Source organism: Collinsella aerofaciens (assembly GCF_025289055.1).
Lineage (GTDB): Bacteria > Actinomycetota > Coriobacteriia > Coriobacteriales > Coriobacteriaceae > Collinsella.
Genome location: NZ_JAESIQ010000054.1, coordinates 1 through 611, shown reverse-complemented (window position 1 = coordinate 611; position 611 = coordinate 1). Strand labels below are relative to the sequence as shown.

Sequence of the window (611 nt, the reverse complement as noted above, 5' to 3'; positions counted from 1 at the left end):
AGGCCGACGTGCCCAACGTCGTCGCGCGCGGCTTCGGCGGCAGGGCGCCGCGCACCCATATATGCAGCGACCTGACCTACGTGCGCGTCGGGGCCTCGTGGAACTACGTCTGCCTGCTCGTCGACCTCTACAACAGGGAGATCGTCGGCCACTCCGCCGGGCCCAGGAAGGACGCCCGGCTGGTCAAGTCGGCGTTCGCGACGCTCTCCTTCCCCATCTCGGACATCGAGGTCTTCCACACGGACCGCGGCAGCGAGTTCGACAACGCCGAGATCGACCTGATGCTCGAGGCCTTCGGCATAGAGAGGTCGCTGTCGGCCAAGGGCTGCCCCTACGACAACGCCGTCGACGAGTCGACCAACAGGATACTGAAGGCCGAGCTCGTCCACCGCGAGACGTTCGGCACGACGTGCGAGCTCCGGGCCAAGCTCTCGGACTACGTGCACTGGTACAACAACTTCAGGATCCACTCGACGCTGGGCTACATGTCGCCGGTCGAGTTCAGGGAAGCGGGGCTGTCCCTCCCGGAATCGTCCAAATAGATGTTGCCAATCCACCCCTGGCCCTCTCGGCGTACTCGGCGGTCTCGGGGTCGCGCATGACCCTCTGCC

1 protein-coding gene is annotated in these 611 nt (G+C 65.6%); it reads left to right on the top strand.

Annotation, left to right across the window (positions count from 1 at the left end):
* On the top strand, nt 1-542 hold a 542-nt coding region (locus JMJ97_RS09465), incomplete at its 5' end, for an IS3 family transposase (RefSeq protein WP_260700114.1).
* Between the last annotated feature and the right edge of the window lie 69 nt (nt 543-611).